Source organism: Candidatus Buchananbacteria bacterium CG10_big_fil_rev_8_21_14_0_10_42_9 (assembly GCA_002773845.1).
GTDB lineage: Bacteria > Patescibacteriota > Patescibacteriia > Buchananbacterales > 21-14-0-10-42-9 > 21-14-0-10-42-9.
In genome coordinates, this window is the sequence record PEZZ01000024.1 from 1 (window position 1) to 26646 (window position 26646).

The following is a 26646-nucleotide window of genomic DNA, read 5'->3' on the forward strand; positions in this document are numbered from 1 at the left end:
TAATGAGGAGAGGGACATGCGGTTTATTCCGGAGCATATTAAAAAGTGGATTGAAATTCCAAATCCAGTCTATCTAGGCTCTAAATCAAGATTAAAAGGGGGTAAAGACAAATTTTCGCTGGATGAATTGCGCGGCCAATTTGAGAATGATATAGCAAATTGGGGAAATGTTGACCATAGCACCATCCAGCTAATTCACGATGAGCTAGACCCCAATGCTTACCACGCCGTTGTTTCCCGTAAAGAGTCTTAGCGATGCAAAAATTAATTGCTGCAAACGGAGTATTAATACCTTATCATTTAAAACGCAGTAAGCGCGCGAAGTATTTAAGATTAACTGTGCATCCGGATTTGCGGGTGGTGGTAACACTCCCCTATTTTATGAATGAAAATAAAGTTGAGCCTTTTATTAAACAAAAAGCCAACTGGGTGGCGAAGTCACTAGAAGAGTATAAAAAATTTAATGGCACCAATATAATTTGGGGCGGGCTGCCGGAATTTCGTAAATACAAAGACAAAGCGCGGGAATTGGCAAGACAAAAAGTAGCTGAATTTAATCAGCATTATAAATTTGAATTTAAAAACATTTTTATTAAAAATTACAAACGCAGTTGGGGTAGTTGTTCAGAAAAACGCAACCTTAATTTTCATTTCAAAATTGTGCATTTACCAGAGCGATTGTTAGATTACATTATCGTGCATGAACTTTGCCACCTACAAGAATTTAATCACTCCCCGGCTTTTTGGGGGTTAGTGTCGAAACAAATACCTGAACACAAAGCCGCCCGGAAAGAACTCCGCAGCGTGGCAATATAGATTATGCTAAATTAAACTTATGAATTGGATATTTTTATCTTTGTCTGCCTACTTAATGTGGGCGGGAGTGACAGTAGCCGATAAGTACATTATTACAAACAGAATAAGGCATCATTATGTCTACATGACAATGTTGATGCAAATAAGCATAATCGTTGCGGTGGCTTTAGTACCTTTGGTTGATTTTTATCTACCGCCCTGGCGGATAATTTTTTGGCTGTTGCTTGCCGGCGCTTTAGCGGTTGCGGCTAATTTAATTTACATTAAGGCGGCAAACAGTGAGGACATAACTAGAATTAACATGCTGTTTTCTATTATACCGATCTTTACGTTATTGCTAGCCGTTTTTTTTATTGACGAAAAGTTGTCTTTTGCTCAACTGACAGCTTTTATTGTTTTGGTCGTCGGCACAGCGCTTGCTTGCTTCCATGTTGGAGCGAAACAAATCACAGTTTCAAATGCGCTTCCAATGATGGTAGTAGTGGCACTATTTTATGCGATTAATATTGTTATTTTCAAGTTTGTTGTCGAGTCAATATCTTATACTAATGCTTTTATTTGGGGCACCTTTACTTACTTTCCGTTTGCCCACCTAATATTTTTTTCAAAAAAATTCAGAACCCAATATCGCTTTACTTTAGCCAAGATAAATACGGCGACTACGGTGTGGTTGATTGGCATAGGCGTGGTAGACAGTTTGGGCGCGTTGGTTTTAGCATCAGCCTTGGCTTTAGGCCCAGCTACGTTGGTTAATGCTTTGAATGGCAGCCAAACAATTTTTGCTTTTATATTGGCGCTAGTTATAACCTTGATTAAACCAGTTTTAAAAGAAGAGTTTGACAGTAAGAATTTATTCTTAAAATTTTTGGCTTTAGTAATTATTACATTTGGCACTGTAATTTTAAATTTACCCCAATGAAAGTAAACATTATCCCGTATCAACGCCTGCCGAAATCTTTAGGCGTTTTTACGTATGAGACAAATTTGAAAGTCAGCCCCGGGGATTTGGTGGAAATTCCGTGGCGCAATAAAACGTTACCCGGGCTAGTCTGGGAAATAAATGTCAAATCTAAGATCTCAAAATCTAAATTGAAAAGGATAGAAAAAATAATTGAACCACAAATTTTGGCACCCGGGGACCTGAAATTACTGCAATGGTTATCTGAATATTACTTTCAATCGCCTGCTCTTTTTCTAAAGACTTTTCTTCCAGAAATTAAAAAGACTAAAGGTAAAGGATTCCCGGAAGTTAAAACTCCCAAGTTAGTTTTAGTAAATAAAGAATCAGGCAAGATTGCTGATGTAGTTTTACAAAATTCAAAAACATTACTTGAACTGGATTACAAAAATAGGTTAGAGGTTTATCTTTTATTAGCCCACAAATTAATTCAACAAAAAAGACAACTGATAATTTTGGCGCCGGAAGTTTCTTTAGTTAACTATTATGTCCATGAATTTAAAAAACATTATTCTTCTAATGTTGGTTTCTTGTATAGCGGCATCGCGCGTGGGCGCTATTTTAAAACGTGGCAACAATTTAAAAATGGTGAGTTGCCAATCCTAATTGGTACCCGGCAGGCTATCTTTGCCGTCAGCAAAAGTACTGGTTTGATAATCGTTGATAACGAACATGATTACAGCTATAAGCAATGGGATATGAATCCACGTTATGATGCTCGGGCTATTGCCGAGCATGTGGCTAAAATTTTCAAAAGTAAATTACTGTTTACAAGCTTAAGTCCACGAGTGAAAGAATGGAAAGGATGGAATTGGATTGGCGCACGACCTTCAGTCCCTCGCACTGACATTGTGGATTTACGTGACGAACTCAAGGCTGGTAACTACTCTTTGTTTTCTGAAAAGTTACATGAATCAATGGATAAATTATTTAATGTAAAGACAGATTTAAAATCTGTCCGGGACCAGGCCATATTATTCATCAACCAAAAAGGCAGTTTTGCAGTTGTCGTATGTCGCGATTGCGGTTATTCGCCGAAATGCAGCCATTGCGCCACACCATTATCTTATTATGAATCTAAAGCGAAATTAATTTGCACGCATTGCGGAAGGCAAGAGAGCTTATCTGTTAATTGCCCCAACTGTCGCGGAGGCAGTTATAAGTTTATGGGAGCTGGGGCTGAGCAAGTTATTGGCGAAATAAAAAGGTTTTGGCCAAAAGCCAGTGTCGCATTGTTGACTGCTGATGATGACGCTGAAGTAATAGACGAATTTAAAAATAATCAAGTTTCAATATTGGTTACTACTTCAGCATTTAGTAATAAATTAGCTGGGATTAAAGTTAAAGTTGGCGCCATAGTTTCAATTGATACGTTGTTGAACTTACCTGAATTTGAGGCAAATGAAATCGTACGTCACGCTGTTAAAGAGTTAGAAATGCTTACTACTAATTCATTTATTATTCAAACTTACAACCCCGATCATCCAGTTTGGAAAAATCTAGGTAGAGAGAAAAAATTTCAAGCGGATGAATTGAAGAATAGAAAAGCACTGCGTTATCCCCCGTTCGGACGCATCGTGAAGTTAACATGTCAAGGATACAAAATGCCAGAAGTAAATACACAGGCAAAAAATATTGCCCAAAAGATTAAAAATGCAGTCCCGGAAATTGAAGTCTTAGGCCCGATGCCAGAGTACCGCCAAAAGACGCGGGGGCGTTACCGCCTAAGTTTAGTTATTAAAACTGATGCAAAAAATAAATTGGACCAAGTTATGAAATTAGTTCCTGACGATTGGCTGATAGATATTGATGCAGAGCGTCTTTTGTGATATTATTTACCGACTTGCCCTGCTTGGAAATATATGGGGCTTTGACTAAAAAAGTAAAACACATCAATTTCTAACGAGGCTATGCTTAAAGGTAAAATTTTACGAATTCAGCAATTACCTAAAGATCGTAACTTGCGCGCGCCTTGCCGTAAACTCAGTAAAGCTGACATTGTATCTAAGGCAATGCAGAAATTTATGCTGGATATGGATGCGACTATGCATGACGCCAACGGAATTGGCTTGGCCGCGCCACAAGTTGATTTAAATATTCAATTGGTTTTGATTAACACCAAAGAAGGTCCGCTTTACTTATTTAACCCCAAGATAATTCGCTATTCAAGAAAAAAAGAAGAAGCCGAAGAAGGCTGCTTAAGTATCATTGGGGCGTACGGTGTAGTGCCACGGTCAGAATCTATAACTGTTCAGGCCCTAAACCCTTCCGGTCAAAAGGTTAAGTTTAGGGCAGCCGGTTTATTTGCGCGGGTGATTCAGCACGAGGTTGATCATATCAATGGCACATTATATGTTGATAGGGCCACGAGCATGGTTGAAGGACAAGATGTTTATGACAAAATTGTGAAATTTGAAAAGAAGCTGAAAGATGAGCAAAGCTAAAATAATATTTTTTGGCACTTCTGAATTTGCCGTGCCGAGTTTAGAAAAATTAATAGAGGCGGGCTATGCGCCTCTTTTTGTAGTGACGAAGCCGGATAAGCCAATCGGCCGGGAAAAGAAATTAAAATCACCGCCAGTTAAATTAAAAGCGCAAGAATTAAGTTTACCGGTCAAGCAGCCGTCTAAATTAGATGAAAAGTTTATTCAGCAGGTGGAAAAAACGCAAGCCGCTGTTTTAGTCGTGGTCGCCTACGGCAAGTTATTGCCAAAAAAACTTTTAGCAACTGCCAAGTTAGGAGCCATCAATATACACCCGTCACTGCTACCTAAGTATCGGGGCCCATCACCGATCCAAACCGCTATTTTAAACTTAGACCCTAAAACCGGCGTGACATTAATGAAGCTTGATGAGGGTATGGATTCTGGCCCAATTATCGCTCAAAAAGAGGTAAAAATTTTAGACGATGATGACGCTATTTCAATGGCTAACTGTTTGGCAGTGTTTGGCGCGCAGCTATTAATTGATAACTTGGAAAATTATTTTAATCAAAAAGTTACCCTGACTGAACAGGATGAGAGCCTTGCTTCAGAAAGCAAATTAATTGAGCGTGAAGATGGGCATGTGAATTGGTCCAAAAGTACAAAGCAAATATTAGCGCAATTTAGGGCGTTAAAGCCGTGGCCTGGTATATTTAGCTATTTGGGTAAAAAAAGGTTAAAATTGACCAAAATAAAGCCTTACAGGGGGCAAATTGACAATAAATTTCAGCCAGGCGATCTATTTATTAACGAAAAGAGTGGAGATTTAATCGCCAAATCCAGTGACGGCGCGCTGGTTTTAACGACGGTTCAACTTGAAGGTAAAAAAGAAATTACAGGACCAGAGTTTGTCAATGGGTTAAAGGGTTCCATTTCAAGCTTGAGTTAGACACTATCGCTGACAAGATTAAAACATAACCGATTCCTAATGGGTGATTTAAAAACGGCGTAAAGGCATGGGCTGAAACAAGTGCAACTAAACCAAATAATAATCCGATGTAAATTGGACGGTATGTATTATCAGCCAAGGATATCAAAAATAGTTTAAAGCCGATATAACCAAGTAAAATTAAATAAGCTAATAGGCCGAGTAATCCGATTTTTAAAGCAACGTCCAAATAAGCCAACTCAAAAGCGTAAGTTGTATATTGGCCGTTGGTCGTGAGTGCTCTGACTCGCGGATCATTACTCTCGTAAGTAATTTGTTTGCCAAATCCATGGCCGAAAAAGGGCCGTTTTTTAATTTCGTTTATTAATGGTAGTAATTGATTGCGCCGGCTCGATCCGCCAGGTTCTTGCCCAATATTTTCCACGCGCGCTTTAATGACTTGAATTGGCGGCGTGCCGGTAAAAACATAAATCATTGACCCATTAAAAAATATTAGTACAATTAAAAACGAAATTACAAAGAATAATTTTTTTAAGTTCAGTTTTTCTTGGAACAAATAATAGACAATAAATATTGCTAAAGTGGCCAATCCTGACACCCAAAAACTTCGCGACTGGCTTAAAAAAACCGTGAAGGAAGTAGCAATAATGGCAAAGATTAACCAACGAATAAATTTTTCTAATTCGCTTTTTTGGTAGAGCCACAAAAATAAAGCTAAAAAAATAAAAAAAGTAATCAATGAAAAAATTTGAGACTGAATAAAAACTCGATATAACGTGCCTGAGATGTAAGTTATCTCCCCTACCCGGGTGTCGCGAATCCAACGGTAAAATGGGCTCCCTAAGTAAGCTAGATTATATGAAAATAAAAAGGTTGTAACTGTCGTTTTAAAGGTCAGCCACGTAACTGACGCGGTTAAAACAGCAATAATTTTTGGTAAGTGTTTCACTTTAACCGTTACTAAAAAAATTGGCAGTAAAGCAAAGTATCCCCAGGCATTAGCGTCCTGCAAAACAGTGCTAGTGTTAAAAAGTAAACCCAAAATAATGCCTAATGATACTAAAGCTAAAAAAACGGCGTAGTTTAGATAAAAGAAATTTCGCTGAATTATTTTTACCCACCGCAAAGACATTATTGGCTTACGATTTAGCCAATAAAAAGGCAAAATTATTATTAAAAATAAGGCATAGCGGATTGGAATATTGATACTTCCAAATTCATATACATACAACCTGCCAAAAGAACCGATAAATAGTTCTGCCAAAATAATTAACAAGCCGTTAATTTTACTTTTTTTGTAAACTTCAAAAGTTACCAACAGTATTAAGATAAAAATAAATTGGTGAAGCCATTTGTTACCCCAAGTAAGCCAAGACAATAATTCTAAAATAGCAATGTAAAAAAGTGCCAATTTAAATGGTTTGAAATCAAAGTATTTTGCGTACAGGATCTGACTCATTTAGTTAAGGTTATGTTTTTCCACAATGGTCTTTTTAGCCTGGTTGTATTTTTTAACGGAGGGTAAAAATTTTAATTTATACAACCAACTTGGCAGCCAGCGGCTCATCGTTCCGCCGGGTTTAACCGTAAACAGCACTTCATCGATAAATTTGCCATAATGATTATTTTTGAGCATAGTTAACCATAAATCCCAATCTTGGAAACGTTTTAAATTTTCATCAAACCCAGGGAAGTCGGCTGAACGCATAAGTGCAGTGGTGTGGATTTGGGGTTGAGCTTTTAAATTCAACTGTTTGAACGGACGTAAGTTAAAAGTTTTCAGGCCGTATTTGAAGTTGGAATAAACATAGGATGAATTCTTATGTAATTGCAAGACGCGAAGCATCTTATCTAAACAATCGGTTCGTAAGGTAACATCAGCGTCACAAAATAGAACAAATGGTGCTTTGACACGCTGGAAGCCACTATTGCGCGCCGCCGCCGCGCCCCGGTTTGGTTGTTCAATAATTTCAATTCGGTTTTTCCAAAAAGCATGGTCTTTTAATTTTTTTAAAATATCACTTGTGCCGTCATTTGACCCGTCATTAACAATAATAATTGAAAAATCTTGTAGGCTTTGTTTTTTTAGGCTGTCTAAACATCGAAGCAGTTGTTTGCCCTGTTCAAATACCGGAATAACAATATCTATTTTTGGCATAATGTCTTAATCGCATTTGGGATTGAGCCCACATTATCAGGATTAACATAAATTGCTTTAGAATACTTGCCAATCGCCTCTTTAACCCCGCCGCTGGCGGCCGCAATAATTGGCTTTTGGTAATGCTTAGCTTCCAAATAAACAATGCCAAACCCTTCAACATCTTGACTATTTTGAGTTGGAGTCATGGCAAAAATATCACACACCTGAAGCCATGCGTTCATTTCTACCTCACTAACACTGCCAGTAAAAATGATTTGTTCACTCACCCCTAGCCTTTTGGATTTTGCGGTTAATTCATCCCTGTAAGGGCCTGTGCCAACAATTACATAAATTAAATTTGGAAAATTTTCTTTGAGCCGCGCCAAAGCCTCGATTAGATAACCGTGCCCCTTGCGTTCAACTAACCGGGCGATTGTCAGGATAATTTTTTTCCCGCCTAAGTTATATTGTTGTATTAACTTCTGCGTTAAAGCTCTGGCTTGCCTTTCAACCTGTGCATCTACACGCACGACGGGATGGTTAACTTGAATTTTATTTTCTGCCGCTTTAAATTTTTGTAACAAAAGCGATTTAGTGAAGTTACTGTTAACAAAGATTTTATCCGCTTTGTTTAAGATTTCTTGAGCCAAAATTTTTTTTCGGCCGGACAAAATCCCAATATCTTTGCCATGCAAAAAAACGGCAAACGGTTTTTTAGCCAAAAGGACAGCTGAACCAACTGGTATAATTTGCCCAGCTAATATATAGTCAATGTTTTCAGTTTGAACGACTTTTTGGATAGTTCTAGACAACTTAAACCATCTCGGCCAAATTAAACCGAAAAATTTATGCCGTATAATCTTATATGCTTGAGTTTGGTCAAATAATTTGGCATTTAGCGCAGGAGGTGTTAATACTACAATTTGATTGGCGCCATAAGCCGAGCACAGGTTTTGATAATATTTTTGCGTCCCGCCGATTTGTGGCGGAAACTCTAAGGTTACCAGCAAGTTTTTAGACATTGGCTTTTTTAAATATAAGCTTAAGTTCGTTAATGTCGTGGCGAGTTATGCCTTTAAGCGCGTAGATTAAAACAAAATAAATAATGGCACCATTGGCGACAACAAAAAATAATGGCAGCACTAAGCGAAGGTAATAGATTAATAGTGACATTACAGCAGTAGATAAAAATACTTTTACGGTTAGCGCTTGCAGTTTTAACGATTTAATCTTTACCACTTTGTCTGCCGCTCGGAAATCTAAATAAAGTAAAATCATGTTGACGATCAGAAAAGTAATCCCGGCGCCTAAATGTTGAAGACGGGGAATTAAAATTAGGTTAATCAAGACGGCCAGAGCTGTAATAAATCCCCGGTTGATAGTTACATTTTTTTGACGGTCACAAGCGTTAAGTAATGAACCGGTGACAAAAGCTAAAAAAATAAAAGGAATCGCAAGCGACATGATAGTAAAAGTAGCAATGCCTAAAGTGTACTCTGGCCAAATTTGGCTGATAATTTCTGGCGCTAAAATTGCCAAACCAAAACCGATCGGGAAACTTAAGATCATTAGGTAACGAATGGAGTCGCGGAGCATGTGAGTTAAAGTTTGTTTTGATTTTACAAAGGCGTGACTAAACGCCGGATATATCACAGCCGCAAAAGACCCGGCGATGACTGCCTGTATGGCAGAAATAACTTTGGCCGGAATCGCAAAAAATCCAACGGACGCGTCAGTCGCTAAGAAACTTAATAAAATTGAATCCGAAGTGTTATAGATTTTTACGAATATACCAGTTAGCGCAAAAGCTGGCAATAAATGAATAAAATAGCTGATGACCTCTTTGCTTAAATTCGGCTTTAAGGAAAAATTCAATTTTTTCTTTAACAGTATAAACGAAAAAATAAAATTGAACGTCGAAGCCGTGATTAAGGCAAAAAGTAAATAACGAATGCTATTGGTGGCTAAAGCAAGATAGGCACCGAGCGAAAAGTTGATGACTTGAAAAATTACACTGCCGATGCTTTCATAACGTAAATTATGGCGCGACCGAAAAATGGCGTAAAAGGTAAAGGTAAATGAATCTAACAGCATTACTATTAAGGCTAAATATACAAGCCGTCTGGTGAGTAACTCTTTTCCGGTTATATTGATAACCAAAATAGCTATAATTGTAGCGACAACAGCCAAAATAAGTTTTAATCCTATAATACTGCGTAAATATTTATTGGCTTGTTCGTTAGATTTCGCCCCTTCACGCGTCAAAACCACTGATAAGCCCAAATCAACAAAAATAGAAAAAAAGGTAGTGAAAGATAGGGCGAAAACGTATTTGCCAATAGCGCCCGGGTAAAAGTGATTGGAGATGAACCAAAAGTAAGCGAAAGACAGAATTTTTTGTAGCACTAATGAACCGCTTAACCAGGTGGTATTTTTTGCGATTTGAGTAGCCATAAAATTATCTATATTATAACATAAAAGCCCTTGAAAAGGGCTTAAAAAAAGAAAATTTAAACCAACTTAATTTTCTAGGCTGTCAGGATCCACCCAAATAAATCCTTTTTTGATGATTTGCGATTCTTTGGTGGCACCGCATGGTTGGCTATCATTTAAGACAGCGCCACCGCCAAGCGATAGTAATTGCGTATGATAATGCACTTCATCGCAAGCGTCAGCTGGGGTTTTGCCGATAAATTGTTCTCGACGAAAACATAGATTGCTGGGGGCGACTTTCCAAACTTCTATTTCGGTTCCACCAAGCGCCGGTGAAAGTAATTTAGCACCAGGGCAATTCATACCGCTTTCGTCGGCTGAACGAATGTCTAAGCCGCTGCCGTCATCCGCCGCGCGGCCAGAGTTGTTAGTTCGGCACCGAAACGGTGGTGTCGCAATTTTAACGCGGTCAGCCGGCAACAAATGCTCACGTTGCCAACCGTTGACTTCTGGTGGAATGTCACTATTTTCTGGCACCGTAATTTCGTCCCAGGAGATTAACACATCTAAGGCAATCCAGGCCGGCCCTGGCTTCTCGCAGGTAAATTCTATGTCAATGGCGTAACGGCGTTGATTAGTCGAAGTTCGGGGCGGACGGTCATTCAATTCAGCTGGGCTTATGTTTCCACTTGCTTTCCAATTGCCGGTCAAAGACCACCACTCCCCTACTTTGTGGCGATAAATTGCATCTTCACCGTCAGCATTAGTATAAAAAACCCAATCTTCCCGGTCATCTAATTTTGTCACTACAGCGCGAGCGGTGAATGCATCGCCAACCAAATGATCCCCCGGGTCATCCATCGTGACATTAAAAAAATTAAATTTTGAAGTACCTTGGCTTAAATCAATGCCAGTTCTAATCACTTCACCGGCTATCATTTCAATTTGACTGCTGGGGTCAACCCAAGTATAGTCAAGAACGCTTGGTATTGGCGATTGCGCAACTACCAATGAAATTATGGTTTTTTTACCTGACCAAAAATTTTGAACCTCATTTTGCCGCATTTGAAATATATCACGAGAAGGGCTAGGTTTTGCATCGCCCGGATCACTAAAGGTTAATAATCGATCACTCCCAGTTCCGCTCGCGCCAATCACGGTAACCACATGTCCGCCGGCACGTTTTTCCGTGCCATCCGGCAATACATCAAAAAACTGCAATGTTGCTTCAACCATCTGTCCCTTTTTTAGTTCCTCATAAATCTTAAAAACAATATCAGGGTCATTAATGTCGCCGACTTGATGCACCTCCAACGGTAACCCACGGCGCTCAACAAATGTTTGTTTGCCAGCTAGAATATTTTCGTCACGCACCCCGTCTTCAAATTGTAAATCTCCTTTTAGCTCATCAATTAACTGCTCATTTTCGGGTGGTAATAAATCCTCAAAGTTGTATCGGTCGGCTAAGTATCTAAATGAATTTGCAACTGCGGTTGGCCCGCATTCATTATAATCCTGATCAATATCTGGCACTCCTGGCACTTGGATATGAAAGTTATAAGGGCGTTCGTTGCCAGCAGAATCAATATCTGATTCGTGGGGCAAGCTAAAAGCTAATTTAGAATTTGAAATTGGCGAGCCAGTCAGCAATTCTGGATCCAGCTCCAAAGTTCCATCAATTGACGCTGTGGTAATTTCGTTAATAGTAAAGTTTTCGATTATATCCCCTTTTGAAAAGTTTTTCGGCCAAGCTCCGGCTTCAATTTTATGATTAGAAAATACAGCTGTGGCGTTGATAATTTTTTGAGTATCGATACTATCGTCAACTATTTTTAGTGGCAATGAGTTAGCCTCACCGTCTATTACTTGAGGGATAAAATTTATTATAGCCCACTCTGGTTGAGTTTCTCCGTTGACATCGTAATCTTTAAATTCACCGTCATGATTAAAATCAAAAGCCACATTAATCCATAAACCAGTCATTTCTTTTGTCCTACCGGGAATTTCAAATGGCAAAATAATGCTGCCGTGATTAGTGTTTACGCCCCCAATCGCAGTTCGGGTTAAAATGGCATCTTTGCCTAGAAGATGGGAAGGAGGCAGCTTAAAGTAAATAAAAAAGCCAATAACGGCTATAACTAAAATTAGAATGCTGCCAAAAACAACTTTGTTTTTCATTTCATTATCTTACATTAAATATGGGTTAAAGAAAAGCGCGCACAAAACATGTAGTCTTGGGCGCAAACTATAAAACTTCGCCTGCTTCTTACAGCCTGACCGGAGTTTCTCCGGTTGGGTGTTTTCCGGCGGCGAATTCGCCAAAAAAGGCTGCACAGAAGGCCATTACCTCATCGTCAGGTTTACTCGTTATGTCATGCCTTAGCAGTGTAATCTCATGGCGTGAATAGTCGATGGCAGCCAGGACCAATGGGACCTTGGCGCCGCGAGCGATATGCAGGAAACCTCGTTTCCAGCATGCCCTCTTTTGACTTGGGCGTTTTCTTGCCCTGGTGCCTGAAGGCGTTATAGCGAGCCACTTGATGTGTCCATTGATGAACCCATTAATGGCGTAACCGAGCGTATCACGCCGTTCGCTTCCGTCGCGGATAACCGGCACACCGCCTATCCACTTAAAAAACCATCCTAGGCCGTAACGAAACCACTCTGACTTCATCAGAAAGTGAATTCGCCCATAACCCATGAAAGTTTTCACAAGGAATAGGAAGGGAAGGTCGTAGTTGCTAGTGTGATGTTCAACGACTACGACAGCCGGATCTGGCCCAATGTCGCCGTAGACTTTCCACCCCACTATCTTGCGAGGCTTTTGGCCTGCCCTCAGAGTAGGCAGTGCCGTGTGTTCGGAACTCAAAATGTTAGACATCTGCCTTTCCTCCTTGGCTGAATTGCCGGTTTGCAGGCCTCGATGGCTTACTTTATGAGATATTTAAATTATTGTCAATTTGTTAAACAAACAAAAAACGGCCTAGTAGGGGCCGCTTTTTGTAGCTAGAGATTTTATTTCTCTTGGCATTCGCAGTCACCACCACAACACGTAATTGGTTCATTTGCTTGTCCCTCATCATGAGGTGAGTGGCAATGGCACTTATTTTTGTCATCCATATTAAATTGGATTACGCTCGTTGTTAAGCAGCTTTAATATTGACGGCATTTTGTCCTTTGGGAGACTCTTCAACATCGAAAGTGACGGCGTCACCTTCTTTTAGGCTATTGAAGTCTAGTCCGTCCAAAGAGTTGGCATGGAAAAATAGATCTTTGTCTCCGCCTTCTGGGGCGATGAATCCGTATCCCTTGTCCATGATCCGCTTGATTGTACCTTTCATTGTATACTTCTATAGTTAATTAAATTTCATAATAAAGCCTACCGCTTTGCCCACTGAGGGGCCCGGCGGGCTTTTTTAAGACCTGGTTTTTTACGTTCTTTCACTCTGGCGTCTCTAGTTAGAAGCCCCAAGGGCCGTAAGGTTTTGCGCCAATCTTCATTTAAAACGATTAATGCTCGGGCGACACCCAAGCTAACGCTTTCAGCCTGTCCCTTTTTACCGCCGCCGGACACCTTGACGCTAATGTTAACTTTTTTTGATTGTCCCAGGGCGGTAAGCGGCGAGGCCACGATTTGTTGTAACTCGGCTGTGGCAAAGTATTTTTGCAATTCCTGTTCGTTAATTTTAAATTCACCTTGCCCATCTTTAAATAACCGCACCCGGGCAACGGCATTTTTGCGTTTACCTACTGTGTGGATATAACCCTTGCGGCTTTTATGGCTTTTTTTGCCTTGTTTAACTTTTATTTTTTCAGTTGGCATGTTATTTAAAAGTTAATCTTTTAATCCTGTCTTTGCGCAGTTTATTATTGGGCAACATATTTATTACCGCTCGCTTTAAAACCTCTTCTGGCTTTTGCTTGAACAAATGTGATAATTTAGTTTGTTTGATTCCGCCTGGGTATCCGGAATGGTGATAAAATATTTTTTGGTCAAACTTTTTACCGGAAAACCTGGCTTGCTTAATATTTTCCACAGTTACAAAAGCTCCGCTGTCGGCATTTGGCGTGTAGTCAGCGCGATCCTTGCCCATTAACTTAGTCGCGATTTCGCTTGCCAAGCGGCCGATACTCCTTTCGCTGGCATCTATAGAATAAGTTTTTCTTTGGATTTTAAGAGGCATATTAAACTAATTGAATTTGAACAACTTCCGCTCCATCACCTTTACGATTGTTCAAGGCGGTAATTCTGGTGTATCCGCCCGCCCGCTCTTTGTAACGAGGACCAAGTACTTCCAATGCTTTATTAACTGCTTTTTTAGTATATAAAAGTTCAAGCAAGTTGCGGCGTGAAGTTAAGTTATTTTGTTTACTTATCGTAATAACTTTTTCGACCAGTGGCTGAATAGCTTTGGCCTTAGCTTTAGTGGTATTAATTTCCTCATACAAAACCAAACTGGTAACCATGTTTTTAAGCATAGCCTCTTTAACGCTTTTGCGCCTGCCTAATATTAATGTTTTTTTACGATGTCGCATTAGTTTTCTTTATCGCCGCCAGTTTTCGTTTTGTCAATCTTAGGCGCCTCAGCGGTATCGGCGTTAGACATAGCTTCGGCGACAGCGGCTTCAATTTTTTTGCTTTCATCGCCGCTAGAGGCTGGTTTAGGCTGACTAGATGGCATGGCTTTCCCGCGAATTAGGTCATTAACAGTCGTAAATTGGCTTTGTAAAATTTCAATTGCTTGGCTTAAGGCGTCTTTAACATCCATCGAACCGTCAGTTTCAATATTCATGACCAGCTTATCGTAGTTGGTTTTCTCACCAACGCGGACATTTTCTACTGTAAAGCCAACATTTTGAATCGGGCTAAATAATGAATCTATCGCCACACTGCCAATTTCTAAATCCCCTTCCCTTTCTTCAGTTGATTCATACCCGCGACCATTTTCAACGACTGCGCTCATTTCAACGGATGAATTTTTGTCAGTCAGAGTCATAATATGTTGGTCTGGGTTAGTGATTTCAAGGTCGGCCGGACATTTAAAATCCTTGGCGGTAATTGTTTTTTCGCCTTTAACCTTAAGCTCAATTTTAACCGGTTCGTCAGTTTCTTTTTTAAAGCGTACTCGTTTTAGGTTTAACAGCACTTCAACAATATCTTCTTTGACGCCGTCAATGGCGGAAAACTCGTGTTGCACTCCTTCAATCTTATAAGAGGTGATGGCTGCTCCAGGCAAACTGGAAAGTAAAATCCGGCGCAAGGCATTACCAATGGTTGTGCCGTAGCCTGGCGAAAAAGCCTCAATATTCACAATCGTTTCGTTGGGGTTGCTGCCTTTATTTAATTCAATTTTATCGGGGAAATGAATTTGTTCCATATAAAGATAAATTAATTATTACCGACTGTAAAACTCAACAATTAAAGCCGGATTAAATGGCTGTTGAATTTCGTCTAATTTAGGAATGTTGGCTACTTTAGCGGTCTTTTCTTTTTCGTTAACATCTAGCCAGCCGGGAACTTCCATTTTTTCAGCTACCTGCGCTGTTACCGTGAAAGCTTTTTTATCTTTTTTATTTTCATTTAAAGTGATAACGTCTTTGGGTTTAACTTGGTAAGACGGAATATTAACAACCTTATCGTTAACTTTATAGTAATTATGCGTAATTAATTGACGTGCGTGTGAGCGGGACGGGGTTAATCCCATTTTAAACACGACGTTATCTAAGCGCATTTCCAGCATTTGCATCATGTTTTCCCCGGTGTTACCTTTTTTCTTGGATGCTTTTTGGTAGTAATTAAAAAATTGTTTTTCGGAAATTTGATAAATGCGTTTGGCTTTTTGCTTTTCTCGTAATTGTAAGCCAAAGTTCGTTAAGCGCGGTTTGCCTTTGACTCCGTGAATCCCGGGTGGATAATTACGTTTGGTAATCGCGCATTTAGGAGTGTAACAACGTTCACCTTTTAAAAACAACTTCTCACCTTCTCGGCGGCAAAGTTTACATTTTGAATCTAAATTCTTAGCCATAGGAATATTAATTTATACGCGACGCGGTTTTTTAGCTCTTGGGCCATTATGCGGTATCGGAGTAATGTCTTTTATTCCGGAAATATTGATACCGTTTGCGTTAATCGCGCGAATGGCAGCTTCACGGCCGGAGCCGACGCCTTTGACAAACACAAATACTTCTTTTAAGCCCTTAGCTTTAGCTTTTTCGCACGCGTTTTTAACAATCACGCCGGCGGCATAAGGGGTTGATTTTTTTGGGCCCTTGAAACCGCATTGGCCGGCACTTGACGCGGCGATAGCGTCCCCCGAGTTATCAGTGAAAGTAATTAAAGTGTTGTTATAGGAGGCCTGAACGTAAGCCCGCCCGGTCGGAACGTTTTTGGCCACTTTTTTCTTTTTAGTTTTGTAGGCTACCATAGATTAAGTCTTTTGTGCTGACGGAGCACGCCCAGAACCCATAGTTTTACGGACATTGCCTCGGACCGTCCGATTGTTGGTTTTGGTCCGTTGCCCTCGTGCCGGCAAATGTTTGGCGTGCCGAGATCCGCGGTAAGTATTAATTTCCTTGAGCCGTTTAATATTAGTTAGAACCTCACGTTTTAAATCACCTTCAACTTTGTATTCCTTTTCAACCACATCACGAACTTTTTTAATCTCAGATTCATTTAGGTCGTTAGCTCGCTTGTTGGGGTCAACATTTATCTGCTTCAATATTTTGGCGCTAGTGGTTTGGCCAATGCCGTAAATATAAGTCAGTGCGACTTGAATTCGTTTATTGGGTAAAGTGATTCCTGCAATGCGAACAGCCATAAAATTATCCTTGACGTTGTTTATGCTTAGGATTAGTACAAATTACGTGAACTCTACCTTTGCGGCGAATTACTTTGCAATTTTTACACATTGGTTTTACTGATGCTCTTACTTTCATTTTTAATATCGGTAAATAACTCTGCCTTTGGTTAAATCATAGGGACTTAATTCCACCTTAACTTTGTCGCCGGGTAGAATTTTAATCCGGTGCATCCGCATTTTTCCAGACAGGTGGGCTAAAATTTCGTGGTCATTTTCTAGCTTAACTTTGAAGCTAGCGGCAGGCAGCAATTCTTCAACCATACCATCCATTTCGATAAAGTCTTTAGTCCCTGCGCTGTTTGGTTTTCCCATGTATTGTGGCAAAAAAATATCTAGCGGCTGAAATGACCGCCAGAAAATCGCTAGTTTTTGCTAATTCTTAGCCTAAGTTGTGCGATATGCTTAATAATATGGTTACTTTCAAGGTAGGCGTATAATAACCTAACTTATAAAATATGTCAATATTACTCTAAAATAGCCTTTATTCGACGGACTCCAGCGCTTGAAGATTGCTCCTTAACAATTTTAAATTTGCCTAAATCTGCAGTATTTTTGGCATGCGGTCCACCGCAGATTTCATAGGAAAAATCCCCCATTTTATACACACTCACATCTTCCTCGTATTTACTATCAAAAACCCCAGTTGCGCCTTTTTCTCTAGCTTGAGTTAGGGGGATAACTTCATTGGTGATTTGCAGTCCGCTTTGAATTTGCTCATTGACCATGTCTTCCAGTTGTTTGATTTCTTGATCAGTCAATTTGCGGTCAAAATTAAAGTCTAACCGTAGCCGCTCTCGATTTATATTAGAGCCTTTTTGATTTACATCACGGCCGAGCAAGCGTTTTAGCGCTTCTAAAAGCAAGTGATTAGCAGTGTGCATTTTAGCGGTAGCTTCGGATTGGTCAGCCAACCCGCCGTGAAATTTTTGCGTTAGTCCTTTGCGGGATTCATCTTGGTGCTTGGCAAATTCTGCGTCAAACTCTTCTTTGTTAATCTTCAATCCTTTTTCCTTGGCTAATTCTTCGGTCATCTCATAAGGGAAGCCGTAAGTGGCGAACAACACAAAAGCTTCCCGGCCGTCTATCTTTTTGTCGGTGCTCATTTTTTCAAACTCTTTTAAACCGCGTTCTAAGGTCTTGTTAAAGTTTTCTTCTTCTTTCATAAGTTCTGTGATTATAAATTCTTTGTTTTGAGCCAGTTCTGGGTAAGTCGGTGAATATTCAGCAATAAAAAATTCTGCAATTTCGGTGGTAAAAAATCTATTAATCCCAAGTTTTTTGGCTTCACGAATAGCGCGGCGGATCAAACGGCGTAAAATGTAGCCCTGGTCTAAGTTTGACGGGCTGACACCTTTTTCGTCGCCGAGGATAAATGTAGCTGATTTTATATGGTCGGTAATAATTCTCATTGAGCGCGAAGTACTTTCACCGGCGCTAAATTCTTTGCCATATTGCAGGCCAGACATATCTTCAATTAGTTTAATCGCTGGCCGAAAAAACTCAGTTTCATAAACGTTATTATAACCGCCAAGCACTGCCACCGTGCGTTCTAATCCCATGCCAGTATCTACATTTTTTTGATCTAATGGTTCAAATTTACCGCTGGCGGCTTTATTGTATTGCATAAATACATCATTCCAAATTTCAACGTATCTGGGATTATCGGTAAAATCCTTAGGGGATTCAGGCTCTTTCGGTTTTTTACCAGTATCATAAAACATTTCAGTGTCAGGGCCACAGGGTCCGGTCTCACCGGCCGGCCCCCACCAGTTGTCTTTTTTGCCTAATGTAAATATGCGTTTATCAACTTTGGCGTCAATGCCGGCTTTTTTAAATTGTTCTTGCCAGATTGCAATTGACTCGTTGTCGCGTGGCGCGTCATTGTCGCCGGCGAAAACGGATACGTAAATTCGGCTTGGGTCCAAGCCCAGCCATTTTTTATCAGTCAAAAATTCCCATGACCATTCAATAGCTTCTTTTTTAAAATAGTCACCAAATGACCAATTTCCCAACATTTCAAAAAAAGTTAAGTGAGACTCATCGCCGACTTCGTCAATATCAGTGGTCCGGATACATTTTTGAACATCGGCCACCCGTTTACCGCCGGGGTGGTCTGCCCCCATTAAGTAAGGCACTAATGGATGCATGCCGGCAGTCGTAAAGAGCACCGTTGGGTCATTTTCCGGAATCAGTGGCGCGGATTTAATGATAGTGTGACCTTTTTCTTTGAAGAATTTGAGAAATTTTTCTCTTAAATTATCTACTGGCATATTAGAGTAATATACTTAAAAACTTATATCTTGGCAAGGTTTTTAACTTTTATTATAAATATGGTAAGTTGTAACTGGCTTTAACTCGGAGGTGGCCAAATGCCTGAGTTCAAGGCAGTCTTCGATTGTGGTTACGCCCAGTCAGTAACTGGGCCTGACGGTAAGACGGTCAGGATTGGAGACCAGGTGGCATTTACCACTGCCAATAAGGTTGAAATTGGCATTGTCCGGCACATATTTGTGACTGAAAGTGGTAGGTCGCCGATCCTGACTATTAGCGTAGATCACAGCCGTTATAGCCGGTACCGGACCTGGGCGGAGCTTAAAGTTTGCTAGCCATACCCGGTGTGTGAGACGCGGCGCCGATGGAGGTTAGGCGCCGTTTTCTTTTATAACGTTTTCTCAATTATTGCTCCGCCAAGGCAATAATCTCTATAGTAAAATACAATTGATTGGCCAGGGGCGATTGCGAATTGTCCATCTTTAAAAGTTACAGTTAAGCTCTTATTCAAAGAATTAATAGTGCATTCCTGATCATCTTGCTGGTAGCGGATTTTGGCTTTTAGTTTGGCCGGCAGCTTTGGGGCTTTGTTTATCCAGTGAACATCAGTGACTAGGATATTTTTGGCATGTAGTTCTTTGTGCTGATGCCCTTTAGCCACAACCAAAGTATTAGTCTTAATCTTTTTATCAACTACGTAGTAGGGTTCCCCGGACCCGCCAATTTTGATGCCACGCCTTTGGCCAATCGTGAAATACCAAACACCCTCATGCTCCCCGACTTTGTCGCCCGTGGTGTCAACAATGTCGCCTTTTTTGGGTTTAATTTTTTGTTCAAGAAATTTTTTAACATTTATGTGGCCGATAAAACACAACCCTTGCGAATCCTTTTTATCAGCGTTGGGAAATTTCAGTTTTTTTGCGATTTGCCGAACTTCAGATTTTTTAAATTCACCAACCGGAAACATGGATTTAGTTAGTTGCTTTTCAGACAATTGGTGTAAAAAATATGATTGGTCTTTATTTGGATCTAATCCTTTGTATAATTTATTCCCGTCTTTAATTCTAGCGTAGTGGCCGGTTGCGACCATGTCAAACCCCCGCTCCATCATTTTATTTAGAAATATTCCAAACTTCATTTCCTTATTACATAAAACGTCAGGGTTTGGTGTTCGGCCTTTGGCATATTCACGAAAAAAATATTCAATAATGGTGTCTTTATATTCTTTTTCAAAATTAACGCTTTCAAAAGGTATATCTAATATGTCACAAACTGCTTTGGCGTCTCCTTGATCCTGTTCCCACGGACAATCTGGGTCAATCACTCCTTCCCAGCTTTCACGAGAAAAATTTTTCATGAAAAAACCAGACACGTCATAGCCCTGCTGTTTTAATAAAGCAGCGGCGACCGATGAATCGACGCCGCCGGACATTGCTACTGCGACTTGGACTTTTTTCTTTGGATTCATCAAGTTTTTAGTTTATAGCCTTTAGATATAACATGGTAGGCAATCGCGAACAAAACCGCCCAGGCAAAAAAGACAAAAATTAAACTTCGTAACGGAGGAACATCGTATATTCCGTAAAATGAGTACCGCAGTCCGTCAATCATGTAAAAAATCGGATTAAAAAGCGAGACTTTTTGGAGTATCGGCGGGATCATCTTGATAGAATAAAAAACACCGCCTAAAAATGTTAACGGCGTTATCACGTACGTCGGTAAAAGAAACACTTGCTCAAAGCGTGAGGCCCATACCCCGGCAATTACGCCAATAATCGCAAAACTCCAAGATGTGAGTATCAAAAAGCCGAATAAGTAAAACCAGCTGGTAATAGTAAAGCCCGCAAAAAATAACGATACGATATAAATTACTATCGCAACGACAATTCCTCGGACGGCTCCAGCCAGTGAATAAGCGACTAAAAATTCCAAAGCCGAAATTGGCGCGGACAACACATCAACTAAAGTATTAAGCACCTTAGATAATAAAATATTTGACGAAGGAGATGTATAAGCGTTCATCAAAAGGCTCATCATAATTAAGCCAGGCACAATAAATTTAATGTAACTAATGCCGTCAATTTCACCAACCCGATTGCCTATAGAGTAGCCAAAAACTACAAAATATAGGGTGGTAGTAATGACCGGCGAGGCCAACGTTTGCGTCGGGAACTTTAAAAAACGCAATACTTGCCATTTGAAAATAGTGTAGGCCCCTCGATAATTAATTTTATTTCTCATGGGTCAAAGAAACGAAAATTTCTTCTAAATTAGTACTATGGGTGTCAATATTTTCAACCTGTATATTCTCCTTATGCAAAATATCCAAGATACGCTGAATTGAATAAAACTCTTTAGTCCGGCTTTGGTCAAAAGATAAACGCAAATCGTTAATTTTTTTCACAGAAGCTTGTTTAAGTTCAAGCGGCAGTTGATTGATTGGTTTTAATAACTCAAAAATAATCTCTTTTTTTCCAAACTTTTTAAAAATTTCGTCTTTATCGTCATCAAAGATGATTTTACCTTTGTTAATTACCGCAATTTTATCAGCTAGCATTTCAGCCTCCTCCAGGTAATGAGTAGTTAAAATTGTGGTGACGCCCGAGCGCTTAAGTTGGAGCACATGGTCCCAAAGCCCGCGCCTAAGCTCTACATCCACGCCGGCGCTCGGTTCGTCTAAGAAAAGAATTTTTGGTTTATGAATTAAAGCCTTGGCAATCATTAACCTTCTTTTCATGCCACCCGACAGCTGGCCGGCAGTCAGATCTTTTTTATCTAGCAGCGCTAAAGGCGACAAAGTTTCGTCGATATCTTGGGGCGTAAGTTTTTTCCCATAGTAGCCGGCCAGCATCTTAACCGATTCAATGACTTTATGTTGGTGGTCATGACTCAACTCTTGAGGGACTAAACCCATTTCCTGCTTGGTTTCTCGGTAATGCTTTAGATGGTCAAGGCCAAAAATTTTAATATCTCCGCTTGTTTTTTTAGTTAAACCCATGACGATGCTGATTAAAGTTGTTTTGCCGGCTCCATTGGCTCCAAGCAAAGCAAAAATTTCACCTTCCGGAATATCAAGGCTAACATTATCTAAGGCCTTAGTGCCATTTGGATATACCTTAGACAGTTTGGAGATTTCAATTACGCTTCGAGGCATTAGCTTTTGGTTGTAAAAGTCAACTGGCCGTTTTTAATGTCGACTGATACAGTATGCCCCGGTTTTATTTTTTGGTCAATAATCTCAAGCGCTAAAGGATCCAAAATTTTATTTTGGATTACCCGCTTTAAGGGCCTAGCGCCATAGATTGGATCAAAGCCTTCTTTGGCAACATATTTTCTCAAGGCGTCGCTAAATTTAAGCTTAATTTCCTTTTTCTCTAACCGCCGCTTGACTAAATTAAGTTGTAAGTCAACAATTTTTTCAATTTCTTCGTTTTTGAGAGATGAAAATGTTATGATGCTATCAATCCGGTTCAAAAATTCAGGCCTAAAAGATTTTTGAAGTGCCTCTAATACGCGCTCCCGCATTTCTTTATCGTCAACTTTGCCTAATTTGTCACCAGCCGTGAAACCCAAAGTATATTCTCTGATTACTTCACTGCCAATATTAGAGGTCATGATGATAATCGTATTTTTAAAGTTGACAAGCCTGCCTTTGGCGTCAGTGATTCTGCCGTCGTCCAATATTTGTAATAAAATGTTGAACACTTCGGGATGGGCCTTTTCAATTTCATCAAAAAGTATAACTGAATAGGGGCGGCGGCGAATTTTTTCGGTTAACTGTCCGCCTTCATCATAGCCGACGTAGCCTGGCGGCGAACCGATAATTTTAGATACTGAATGTTTTTCCATGAATTCGGACATATCGACCCGGACTATTGCTTCTTCGGTGTTAAACATAAATTCTGACAAGGCTTTGGCCAATTCCGTCTTCCCTACTCCGGTTGGCCCTAAAAATATAAATGACCCAATTGGTTTTTTTTCCTCAGATATGCCCGCCCGTGAACGTCGAATAGCGTTGGCCACCGCGGCAATAGCTTCTTTTTGGCCGACTACTCGTTTGTGTAGTTCGTCTTCCATGCGTGCCAGCTTAGAAGCTTCTGATTCGAGCATCTTGCTAACCGGAATACCGGTCCAGCGCGCAACCACAGCGGCAATATCTTCTTCAGTTACCTCTTCTTTTAGAATTTTACGGTGGCTTTGAATTTTATCTAGTTTTTGCTTAGATTGCTTTGACTTGGTTTCTAAGGCAGGAATTTGACCGTAGTTAATTTCAGCGACTTTATCTAACGCGCCTTCTCGTTCAGCTTTTTCAGCCTGAATTTTTAATTCATCGATTTGTTTTTGGTTAGCTTGGATTTGGGAGATAAGTTTCTTTTCAGCCTGCCATTGCACTTCTAAGTCAGAATTTTGTTCTTTTAAATCAGCAATTTGTTGTTTTAGTTCCTTTAGTCGGTTTTTAGCGGCTTTATCTTTTTCTCGTTTTAGCGCCTCAACTTCAATTTCCAGCTGAGTAATTTTACGTTTAAATGAATCAATTTCTTCAGGCATGCTATCAATTTCCATCTTTAAAGCCGAGGCCGCCTCGTCAATTAAATCGATGGCTTTATCGGGTAAAAATCTGTCAGTGATGTAGCGTTGGGATAAATTAGTTGCCGCTAAAATTGCATCATCGGTAATTTTAATGCCGTGGTGTAGCTCATATTTTTCTTTAATACCGCGAAGCATGGCAATGCTATCCTCAGTCGTAGGTTCTTGCACGAACACAGGCTGGAAGCGCCGTTCCAGGGCGGTATCTTTTTCGATGTGTTTTTGATATTCTTTGAGCGTAGTCGCGCCGATCATTCTTAAAGTGCCTCTAGCTAAAGCCGGTTTTAACATATTTGACGCGTCAATCGCTCCTTCAGCGCCGCCCGCACCAACAATGGTGTGTAATTCATCTACGAATAAAATAATTTTACCAGCTTGTTCTTCAATTTCTTTTAGTACCGCTTTCAGTCGGTCTTCAAATTCGCCCCGAAATTTAGTCCCGGCAACAAGTGAACCCATACTTAAGCTAATCACTTTTTTGTTCTTGAGTGATTCTGGCACATCCCCCGCAACTACTCTTTGCGCGAGGCCTTCGGCAATAGCTGTTTTTCCAGTTCCTGGTTCACCAATTAAAACCGGATTATTTTTTGTCCGGCGGGAAAGCACTTGCATAACCCGTCTAATTTCAGTATCACGCCCGATAATCGGATCTAATTTTGCGTCTTGGGCCTGTTTGGTTAAATCCACGCCATATTTTTCTAAAGACTGATACTTGGATTCAGGGTCAGCGTCAGTGACTTTGTGTGATCCGCGTATAGTTTTCAAAATTTCCAAAACCCGATCATAACTTAAAGGAGATAAAAGTGGTGCGGCACTAGTGTCCAGTTTCAGCATAGCTAAAAGCAAATGTTCAGTTGAAATGTATTCATCACCAAACTGTTTAGCTTCTTTATCGGCTTGGCCAATAACTTTATTAAACTCGGCGGTAACCGATTGCTGGCCCATGATGGTGGTTTGTGTCCGGGGTAATTTATTTAGTTGATCTTGTAATTCAGCTCTTACGCCCGGTAAATCAAGATCAGCTTCTTTCAATATTGACACCACAATACCTTCTTCTTGCTCAAGTAAGGCGTAAAGTAAGTGCCAAACAGTTATTTGTTGGTGGTTATTTTCAGTAGCCAAAAATAAGGCTTTCTGTAAGGCTTCTTGAGTTTTTTGAGTTAGCTTATCTGGTTGCATAAATTTAAATTAGCACTCTCATAGATAGAGTGCTAATAACATATCAAAGAACAAAGAGGCTGTCAACTTAGGTGGGATGGACAAGCGTGTACAAGATGCCAACTAAAAACATAACGATCAAAATCCAACCTAACGGCTTTAATTCCGGCAAGGAAAATTCAGGGTTGCGGTTACCTTTCTTTTTTGCTTGCCAAAAAATTAGAATGATCAAAACACCCAGTATTCCCCCGCCAACAGCGCCGATAAAATTTAAGATACCGACAAAGTCGTTAAGACCCATTAAAAATAATATTGTTGGCGGCACCATAGTAAAAAGCCAAGCATAGCTGTTACGAATTTTATAGTCTAAGTGGTACACATTTTTTAAAGCTAAACCAAGGGAGAAGAAGCTAGTGCTAATAGTAAATAGAGCTAATATATTGGCAAGGTAAAACATCAATAAACCAAACGTGCCATCAAGCCCGACAGTGGCGATTTCGGTTGTATGTAAACCGGTAATGCTTAAAACAGTAACTGTAAATAAAATGTAAATAACAAAGATAATAAGTTTAGCCGTGACTATGGCGCTGGCCAGTTTATTTTCTTGGCCTTTTAACACTCTGCGCATTTGAGGAATAGCTGAAGCTCCTGAAAATGCGAAAAAAACAGTGCCGTAAGCTAAAAATAAGTAAGCATAATCAAATTTTGCAATCAGTTGTTTTTCAATACCATTCCAGCCGATAACGGCCAAGATGATAACGATTAAAGCTAAAAAAATGGTCAACCAAAGTTCAATTTTTCGCAATAAAATCAATCCCGCGTAAACAACCATACCTCCCAGCGCCGCAAACGCAACGCCCCAATAAATGGTTGGATTAATGGTCAAATTTAGTAATTGATAAGTGGGGCCACCAATAATTTCGGATAATATTGTTCCGACGCCCACAATATAAGCAATGATAGCGCCGTAAGAGGCAGAAACTTGAACAAAAGTATACAACCACTTAGCCCATGGCCCCAAATAAGCGCCAGCGTAACCGGGCAGTTGATATGACGCTCTAGTGCGTAAAGTCACTTCCGCTAAAAGCAAGCTTTTGCTAGTCAAGGCTAAGAAAATTATGACAATAATAACCAAGCCTAAAACCAGGCCGGTTTTACTAACCACATACGGTATGCCCAGGATGCCAGCTCCAATTACTGTGCCAACCAAAATAGCCACTGCCTGCCAGTAGCCTAATTCTTGATCAATGTGGTTAGGTTTATCAACTAATTTTGGCTTTATCATTATTCAACGTTTATCACCTCTCCCGGTTTAACCCCGGCAGGTTGCGCCTCATTTTTGGACTGGTTGAAAGGGACTGGTTCTTTTTTAACTGCGTCAGAAAGCGTTAGCCTGGATTCGTCTTTGACGTCAGACCGAAAACCGCCCGAAGTATTTTTTGGCTTATCATTATTTTTTTGGACACGTTGGCCTTGGAAGCATTTTTGGCAATAAACCGGCCTGATACCGTCCGGCACAAAAGTTAATTCAAACTCAGCACCGCATTTGTCACATTCGGCTAGATAAGCACTAGACTTACTTTTGCTTGTTTCAACTTTAGTTTGCGGTTTTGGTTTGCCTAAACTTGATGATTCTTTTTTCTTAGTCTCCTCGACTGATGATTTTTCCTTTTTGGGGGCATCTTTTCTTTTCTTTTTACTCGGCAGTTCAGTTTTTTTAGGTTTGCCGTCAGTGCCAGTTGACCAGCGCATAATTTTGTCCGACACAACTTCTAAGCTTTTAGTATACCGCTCTCGAGATTGTGAAATAACTTTATTAACATTGTCGGTTGGTTCGTATTCAATCGGCAAAGTTAAAGCTGAAAACGGCTTGGACGAAATGCCGTCAATCATAAGTTTTAAGTAGACTTCGTACTTGGCCAGATTCACTAAGTCTTCTTCGGTAAAATATGGCGCGAATTCTTGGGCTAAAAACTCGGCATCAGTGGCGCCAATGCGAAAGCACATAATCGTGCCAACATTGCCAAAAACCGCGGCTCTGACGACGTCTT

General features: G+C 40.2%; 30 protein-coding genes. 7 read left to right on the forward strand and 23 right to left on the reverse strand.

The genetic code is table 11. From position 1 onward, the window contains the following. The 6 genes from COT81_03160 to COT81_03185 form a co-directional block, all read left to right on the forward strand. Positions 1-253: hypothetical protein (locus COT81_03160; protein ID PIS05029.1), on the forward strand; the 253-nt coding region annotated here is incomplete at its 5' end. Between the two features lie 2 nt (positions 254-255). Further along, on the forward strand, positions 256-816 hold the full coding sequence (locus COT81_03165) for a hypothetical protein (protein PIS05030.1): 561 nt from the start codon (positions 256-258) through the stop codon (positions 814-816). Between the two features lie 19 nt (positions 817-835). Beyond that, positions 836-1735 carry a hypothetical protein gene (locus COT81_03170; protein ID PIS05031.1) on the forward strand — a complete coding sequence of 300 codons (900 nt, stop codon included), beginning with the start codon at positions 836-838 and terminating at the stop codon, positions 1733-1735. Next, the gene (gene priA / locus COT81_03175) at positions 1732-3603 is read left to right on the forward strand and encodes a primosomal protein N' (protein ID PIS05032.1); all 1872 of its coding nucleotides are present in this window, start codon (positions 1732-1734) and stop codon (positions 3601-3603) included. The genes COT81_03170 and priA overlap by 4 nt, the downstream gene beginning before the upstream one ends. 81 nt (positions 3604-3684) lie before the next feature. Then, complete coding sequence (def, locus tag COT81_03180) at positions 3685-4218, forward strand: peptide deformylase (protein ID PIS05033.1); 534 nt, start codon at positions 3685-3687, stop codon at positions 4216-4218. Then, positions 4205-5146, forward strand: a complete 942-nt coding sequence (locus tag COT81_03185; protein PIS05034.1) for a methionyl-tRNA formyltransferase — start codon at positions 4205-4207, stop codon at positions 5144-5146. Before def ends, COT81_03185 begins: the two co-directional genes overlap by 14 nt. Here COT81_03185 and COT81_03190 read toward each other — a convergent pair. From COT81_03190 to COT81_03270, 17 genes are all read right to left on the reverse strand, one after another. Then, positions 5109-6605 carry a hypothetical protein gene (locus tag COT81_03190; protein PIS05035.1) on the reverse strand — a complete coding sequence of 499 codons (1497 nt, stop codon included), beginning with the start codon at positions 6603-6605 and terminating at the stop codon, positions 5109-5111. The two genes, COT81_03185 and COT81_03190, sit on opposite strands and share 38 nt — an antisense overlap. Continuing rightward, on the reverse strand, positions 6606-7304 hold the full coding sequence (locus COT81_03195) for a hypothetical protein (GenBank protein ID PIS05036.1): 699 nt from the start codon (positions 7302-7304) through the stop codon (positions 6606-6608). It abuts the gene before it with no gap. After that, complete coding sequence (locus COT81_03200; protein ID PIS05037.1) at positions 7292-8308, reverse strand: hypothetical protein; 1017 nt, start codon at positions 8306-8308, stop codon at positions 7292-7294. Before COT81_03200 ends, COT81_03195 begins: the two co-directional genes overlap by 13 nt. Beyond that, entirely contained in the window at positions 8301-9740 is a 1440-nt protein-coding gene (locus COT81_03205) for a hypothetical protein (GenBank protein ID PIS05038.1), read from the reverse strand. Before COT81_03205 ends, COT81_03200 begins: the two co-directional genes overlap by 8 nt. A 66-nt stretch (positions 9741-9806) precedes the next feature. Continuing rightward, on the reverse strand, positions 9807-11897 hold the full coding sequence (locus COT81_03210) for a hypothetical protein (GenBank protein ID PIS05039.1): 2091 nt from the start codon (positions 11895-11897) through the stop codon (positions 9807-9809). Between the two features lie 88 nt (positions 11898-11985). After that, the gene (locus COT81_03215; GenBank protein PIS05040.1) at positions 11986-12600 is read right to left on the reverse strand and encodes a hypothetical protein; all 615 of its coding nucleotides are present in this window, start codon (positions 12598-12600) and stop codon (positions 11986-11988) included. 262 nt (positions 12601-12862) lie between these two features. Then, a complete protein-coding gene (locus tag COT81_03220; GenBank protein ID PIS05041.1) occupies positions 12863-13060 on the reverse strand; it encodes a cold-shock protein in 198 nt (65 codons plus the stop codon). A 38-nt stretch (positions 13061-13098) separates the two neighbouring features. Next, positions 13099-13542 (reverse strand): 30S ribosomal protein S9, encoded by a 444-nt coding sequence (locus COT81_03225; GenBank protein PIS05042.1) that lies wholly within the window; start codon positions 13540-13542, stop codon positions 13099-13101. Position 13543: 1 nt separating this feature from the next. Continuing rightward, complete coding sequence (gene rplM / locus COT81_03230; protein ID PIS05043.1) at positions 13544-13903, reverse strand: 50S ribosomal protein L13; 360 nt, start codon at positions 13901-13903, stop codon at positions 13544-13546. A 1-nt stretch (position 13904) separates the two neighbouring features. Then, the gene (locus COT81_03235; GenBank protein ID PIS05044.1) at positions 13905-14255 is read right to left on the reverse strand and encodes a 50S ribosomal protein L17; all 351 of its coding nucleotides are present in this window, start codon (positions 14253-14255) and stop codon (positions 13905-13907) included. Continuing rightward, complete coding sequence (locus tag COT81_03240; protein PIS05045.1) at positions 14255-15097, reverse strand: DNA-directed RNA polymerase subunit alpha; 843 nt, start codon at positions 15095-15097, stop codon at positions 14255-14257. Before COT81_03240 ends, COT81_03235 begins: the two co-directional genes overlap by 1 nt. A gap of 18 nt (positions 15098-15115) precedes the next feature. After that, on the reverse strand, positions 15116-15745 hold the full coding sequence (locus tag COT81_03245) for a 30S ribosomal protein S4 (protein PIS05046.1): 630 nt from the start codon (positions 15743-15745) through the stop codon (positions 15116-15118). A gap of 12 nt (positions 15746-15757) precedes the next feature. Continuing rightward, the gene (locus COT81_03250; GenBank protein PIS05047.1) at positions 15758-16144 is read right to left on the reverse strand and encodes a 30S ribosomal protein S11; all 387 of its coding nucleotides are present in this window, start codon (positions 16142-16144) and stop codon (positions 15758-15760) included. A 3-nt stretch (positions 16145-16147) separates the two neighbouring features. Beyond that, positions 16148-16537, reverse strand: a complete 390-nt coding sequence (locus tag COT81_03255; GenBank protein PIS05048.1) for a 30S ribosomal protein S13 — start codon at positions 16535-16537, stop codon at positions 16148-16150. Positions 16538-16541: 4 nt separating this feature from the next. Beyond that, positions 16542-16655, reverse strand: a complete 114-nt coding sequence (locus COT81_03260; GenBank protein PIS05049.1) for a 50S ribosomal protein L36 — start codon at positions 16653-16655, stop codon at positions 16542-16544. A 2-nt stretch (positions 16656-16657) separates the two neighbouring features. Then, entirely contained in the window at positions 16658-16891 is a 234-nt protein-coding gene (locus tag COT81_03265; GenBank protein PIS05050.1) for a translation initiation factor IF-1, read from the reverse strand. A 152-nt stretch (positions 16892-17043) separates the two neighbouring features. Continuing rightward, entirely contained in the window at positions 17044-18849 is a 1806-nt protein-coding gene (locus tag COT81_03270; GenBank protein PIS05051.1) for an alanine--tRNA ligase, read from the reverse strand. A gap of 99 nt (positions 18850-18948) precedes the next feature. Here COT81_03270 and COT81_03275 point away from each other — a divergent pair, with 99 nt between their 5' ends. Then, entirely contained in the window at positions 18949-19185 is a 237-nt protein-coding gene (locus COT81_03275; GenBank protein ID PIS05052.1) for a hypothetical protein, read from the forward strand. Positions 19186-19238: 53 nt separating this feature from the next. Here the strand turns inward: COT81_03275 and COT81_03280 are convergent, their stop codons facing one another. From COT81_03280 to COT81_03305, 6 genes are all read right to left on the reverse strand, one after another. Then, positions 19239-20318 carry a tRNA 2-thiouridine(34) synthase MnmA gene (locus COT81_03280; protein ID PIS05053.1) on the reverse strand — a complete coding sequence of 360 codons (1080 nt, stop codon included), beginning with the start codon at positions 20316-20318 and terminating at the stop codon, positions 19239-19241. Beyond that, entirely contained in the window at positions 20318-21091 is a 774-nt protein-coding gene (locus COT81_03285; GenBank protein PIS05054.1) for a hypothetical protein, read from the reverse strand. The genes COT81_03280 and COT81_03285 overlap by 1 nt, the downstream gene beginning before the upstream one ends. Continuing rightward, positions 21081-22004: a multidrug ABC transporter ATP-binding protein gene (locus COT81_03290; protein ID PIS05055.1), complete on the reverse strand. Its 924-nt coding sequence runs from the start codon at positions 22002-22004 to the stop codon at positions 21081-21083. The genes COT81_03285 and COT81_03290 overlap by 11 nt, the downstream gene beginning before the upstream one ends. Next, the gene (clpB, locus tag COT81_03295) at positions 22004-24616 is read right to left on the reverse strand and encodes an ATP-dependent chaperone ClpB (protein ID PIS05056.1); all 2613 of its coding nucleotides are present in this window, start codon (positions 24614-24616) and stop codon (positions 22004-22006) included. Before clpB ends, COT81_03290 begins: the two co-directional genes overlap by 1 nt. Positions 24617-24683: 67 nt before the next feature. Next, on the reverse strand, positions 24684-25880 hold the full coding sequence (locus tag COT81_03300) for a hypothetical protein (protein PIS05057.1): 1197 nt from the start codon (positions 25878-25880) through the stop codon (positions 24684-24686). Next, on the reverse strand, positions 25880-26646 hold a 767-nt coding region (locus COT81_03305; protein PIS05058.1), incomplete at its 5' end, for a hypothetical protein. The genes COT81_03300 and COT81_03305, both read right to left, overlap by 1 nt.